The organism is Kitasatospora sp. NPDC059571, from assembly GCF_042735675.1.
In the GTDB taxonomy this organism is placed as follows: domain Bacteria; phylum Actinomycetota; class Actinomycetes; order Streptomycetales; family Streptomycetaceae; genus Kitasatospora.
Map to the genome: position 1 here is coordinate 7,748 of NZ_JBHWBW010000217.1, position 4,491 is coordinate 12,238.

Here is a 4,491-nt window from a genome sequence, read left to right on the forward strand (position 1 = left end):
ATCGCGCGGCCGGCCGCTCCCCCCGGGGCTGGTGCGCAAACCCGGGGCCCCACCTTTCGCCGGGGGCGGCCCCGGTGGCGTGCCGTCAGGGGCTGCAGCCGGTGAGCGGCCTGGTGTCTCCCGCGGGGCGGCCGCAGATCCGGTCGATCACCGGGGTGCCCGCAGCGCCCCGGCGCACCCGGAGGATGTGCAGGCCGTGCCCGGGCTGCGGGCCGGTCGCCAGCGGCCGGGTGTCGCGGAAGTCGACGGTGCCGATCGCCCGGTTCTTCATCTCGACGGCCCGCAGCCCCGCCATCACCGAGCCGACGCCGCCGTTCTGCGAGGCCTCGGCCTTCGCCGCACCGGCCTGCAGCGCCGCCGTGGCGTCGTAGCCGAGCGCGAGGGCGCCGTCGGAGAACAGGTCGTCCTCGTACGGGTTGTCGCCGCCGGGTGCGAGGTGCAGTCCCGCGGCGGCCACCTCGGCGAGGTCGGAGGCGCGCGCGGTGACGGCCGGGTCGGTGAGGGCCGTGTAGTAGAGCGTGGCCTGCGGCGCCATCCAGGTCGCCCCGGTGCGGAACTGGGCCTTCGTCAGGTCGTCGCCGGTCAGGACGGTCAGCGGGCCGCTGCACCCGGCGTCGGCGGCCAGCCGCCGCATCAGCTGGTTCACGTCGTCGGCCCGGCCGGCCAGGTAGAGCACCGACGGCGGGTGGTCGGAGTGGCAGCTGGTGCTGAGCGCGGCCTCGTAGTCCGGGTCGCCGTTGCTGTTCAGACCGTACTCGAGCGGCCGGCCGCCGATCAGCCGGAACCCGGCGTCCTGGAGCATCGCCGAACCGTAGGCGGCCTGTTCGGGGCTGTAGCGGTCGTCCTGGCTGGGGCGGCGGGTGAGCACGGCCGCGTACCGCCGCTCGGCGGGCAGGTTCAGCCCGTCCACGACCAGGCGCAGCGCCGCGGCCTCCTCCTGGTCGGTGGCGGCCAGGCCGAAGTAGTTCACGTGGTCCTTGGCGAGGTAGCTGCCGGAGTTGGTGGTGCTGACCACGGCCAGGCCGGCCGCCTGGAGCAGGTCGAGGGCCTCGCCGCTGTCGGCCGTGTCGCGGCCGAGGCCGACCACGCCGACGATCGAGCGGTCCCGGGCGGCGACGTCGACGATCCGGCGGACCATGTCGGTCTGGAAGTACATGTCCTGACCGCCGTTGGCGACCAGGACCTTGATCTTCAGCGGGTCGCCGGCGTTGTTGCGCAGCTGGGCGAGGTGGACGCCCGCGAGCTCCTTCAGACTGTTGAGCGCCCGGGGCTGCTGCCCGGCGGCGGTGGTGAGCGAGCCGGCGTAGACGATGGTGACGTAGCGGACGTCGGGGAGGGCGGCGACCCGGTCGTTCTCGCGGCGGATCGCGGCCTCCAGGTCCTCCGGGCCGGTGTCGGCGCCGGTCCGTTTGGCGTCGCCGCCGGGCAGTTCGCCGCTCAGGCGGATGCCGCCGCCGTCGCCGGCGAAGGAGATGCCGCCGGTGGCGACGCCGATGCACTCCAGGGTGCCGCCCGGGTCGCGGCGCCAGACCGCGTCGGGGTTCGAGCCGACCAGCCGCGGCTGGCAGTAGTGGCCGGCGAGTTGGGACTCGCGCAGAACCCCGGCGCCCGCGGTGAGGACCAGTAGTGCCACCACCGTCCAGCGCGACCACAGGACCCACCAGGAGCGGCGCACCGGCACCGCGCCGAGCCGGGTGGTCTCGCCCGCGCCGAGCTGGAGGCGGGTCAGCCGGACGGGCAGCGTCCAGGCGAGGGCGCGGCCCCGGCTCGGCGCCTGCCGCACCCGCAGGTCGCTGACCCAGTTCTCGTACGGGCCGCGACGCCGGGAGCCGACCGTGTGGACGGTGACGGGGGCCGCCCCGACGTCCTCCAGCCAGGTGGCGACGTCGGCGTGAGCGACGCCGGCCAGCACCAGCAGCGGGTCCTGCTCGCTGCGCCGGCTGCGCACGTCGCTGATGGCACCCAGCACCCGGAGGGCGCCGTTGTCGGTGCCCGCCCGCGGCACGAACACCACCGGCGGGACGCGTCGCTTGCGGGCGCGCAGGTCGGGCGCCCAGGCGCGGTGCGCCCAGCGCAGGTCCTCCAGCAGGGCGAGGGTGCGCAGTTGGAGGTGGAACTGCTGGGCGCGGTCGCGGTCCTCGTCGGGGGTGCCGGGCAGCTGGGCCTTGAGGATCTCGCCGGCGACCTCCCGGGCCCGGGCCTGCGTGACGTCCCAGGACATCCGGGGCCGCCAGATCGACCACGCCGCGGCCTGCCGTCCGGAGGCGGCGAGGAAGGTGGTCGTGGCGAACCAGCGGCTGGCCGGGCCGAGCCAGGACAGCGGCGCGGTGTTGCGCCGGACCCAGCCGGTCGTGCCGAGCACCAGGAGCGCCCCGAGCAGCACCAGGACGACGAGTTGCCAGTGCGCCTGGGTGAGCAGGCTGGTCAGGCCGGCGAGGACGAACGCCCCGATCAGTGTGGTGGAGTTGAGCACGGGCGACAGGACCCGCTGGAGCTCGCCGCCGCTGGTGCGGGGGTCGGGGCGCCAGTGCAGGTCGCGCAGCCGGCCGAGGACGTCGTCGACCAGGCCGTCCAGCGGGCGGGCGGCGGCCCCGTCGCCGGCCGCGAGGACGTGCCGGGCGGCCGCCTCGATCGCGGCGATCAGCCGTGAGCGGGGGAACGCGTAGGAGCGGTACCAGGCCGGTCCTCGGCGTGCCCAGGGCCCCTTGGAGAGGCCGTCCAGGATGCCGACGGCACTGCGGTGCGGGTCGCCGCCCTCCGCGTCGGCGACCACCCGGTAGGGCAGCCCGCCGCTCTCCTGGGCCTCCTGGACGGCGTGCACGACCGCCTCGACCTCGCGGTCCAGCGCCGGGTCGTCGTCCTCGGCGTACAGCACCACCACCGGCATCGGCAGCCGGGCCCCGCTGAACTGCTCGATCAGGTCCTTGACCAGCGCGTCGACCTCGTACTTCGCGGTCGTCCGGACGCCGCCCACCCGCGCGCCGTCCCGTGCCGAACTCTGCGCCACACCCACCCCCGTATCCGCCCCCCGCGGGGCGCGTGCGCCCCGGCCTGACTGAACGTCAGACCGCGAGTGTAGAGCGCTGGTCGGACGGTGCACACGGCTCCGGCGGGACCGTCCCGGATCCGGTGGTGCGCGCCGGTCCGAGCGGGCCGGGCGGGGGTGCGGCGGCGGCGGAATTCCGCTGGCCGGGGCGGTCGGCCGCCCCTATGCTCGGCCGATCGACGGACAGGGGCGGGTTGCGATGGTGTCGGCAGGTGCGGTGCGGGCGGTGAACGGGTTGACCGCCCGGTGGGCCCGCCAGGTGGATCCCACCGGCGGGACGGTCTTCTTCGCGGCGGGGCTCTGGCCGCTGCTCGCCGTGCTCGCGCACAGTGCGGACGGCCCGGCCAGGGCGGAGCTCGCGGAGGCGATCGGCCTGCCGGCCGGGACGGCCGCCCGGCACGCCCAGGACCTGCTCGGGGCGCTGCGCCGGCTGCCCGGCGTGACGGCGGCGCTCGGGCTGTGGACCCGGCCCGAGGTCGCGGTCTCCCCGGCCTGGTCGGCGGCCCTGCCCGCGCACGTGCACCAGATCCTGCCGCGCGAGGGCGCACAGGAGCTGCTCGACGCCTGGGCGGTCCGGCACACCGACGGTGCGATCGAGTCGTTCCCGCTCACGGTCGACAAGGACACCGAACTGGCGCTGGCCTCGGCGGTGAACGTGCGCACCGACTGGCTCCGGCCGTTCACCTCGGACTGCCTCGTCCCGGAGACCGGCGCGTGGGCGGACCGCTGCCTGGTCGGGCTGCACCGCAGGACGGCGCTGCTCGACCGGGTGGCCGTCGCTCCCGACACGCCGGTCGGCGCCGTCTCGGAGCTCCGGGTGATCGGTACCGGCGGCATCGACGTCCACCTGCTGGTCGGCGAGGAGGACGCGGCGCCTGGCGAGGTCCTGGCGGCGGGCACCGGCATCCTGCACGGCCGGCACGCCCGGGTCACCGGCGCCGCGCTCCCGTTCGGCACGCCCGGACCGGGGGTCACGGTGTCCCGGCGGGAGAGCCTGCGGCCCGATCCGGAGGTGTGGGTATCGGTCGCCGCGTTCACCGTGTCCGCGGCGCACGACCTGCTGGACGACCCGGACACCTTCGGTCTGGCCACGGCGTCGCAGTCGGACCGCGGCCACTTCCCGGGGATCACCGACCGTCCGCCGCTGGCGGTGCAGGCGGCGGCGCAGGAGGCGACGGCCACCTTCGGGGCGCGGGGGTTCCGGGCGTCGGCGGTCACCGCGATCGCGCTGGCCGGGGCCTCCCCGCCCGCCCGGCCGCCGTACCGGGTGCGCGAGGTGGCCTTCACCACCGACCGCCCGTTCGGCTTCCTCGCCGTGCACCGGACCTCCCGCCTGGTCCTCGCCGCCGGCTGGGTCGACCGGCCGGAGGAGGACACGTCGTTCGACCACCCGCTGTTCGGTTGACCCCGGGCCCCGCTGACCGGCCCGTCCGACGGCCGGGGGC

At 76.3% G+C, this 4,491-nt stretch carries 2 protein-coding genes; one reads left to right on the forward strand and one right to left on the reverse strand.

Going from position 1 to position 4,491, the window contains the following annotated elements; genetic code table 11:
* Window positions 1-85: 85 nt before the first annotated feature.
* Entirely contained in the window at window positions 86-3,007 is a 2,922-nt protein-coding gene (locus ACFV0G_RS22780; protein ID WP_380550794.1) for a hypothetical protein, read from the reverse strand.
* 265 nt (window positions 3,008-3,272) lie between these two features.
* Here ACFV0G_RS22780 and ACFV0G_RS22785 point away from each other — a divergent pair, with 265 nt between their 5' ends.
* A complete protein-coding gene (locus tag ACFV0G_RS22785; RefSeq protein ID WP_380550797.1) occupies window positions 3,273-4,451 on the forward strand; it encodes a serpin family protein in 1,179 nt (392 codons plus the stop codon).
* Window positions 4,452-4,491 lie beyond the last annotated feature (40 nt).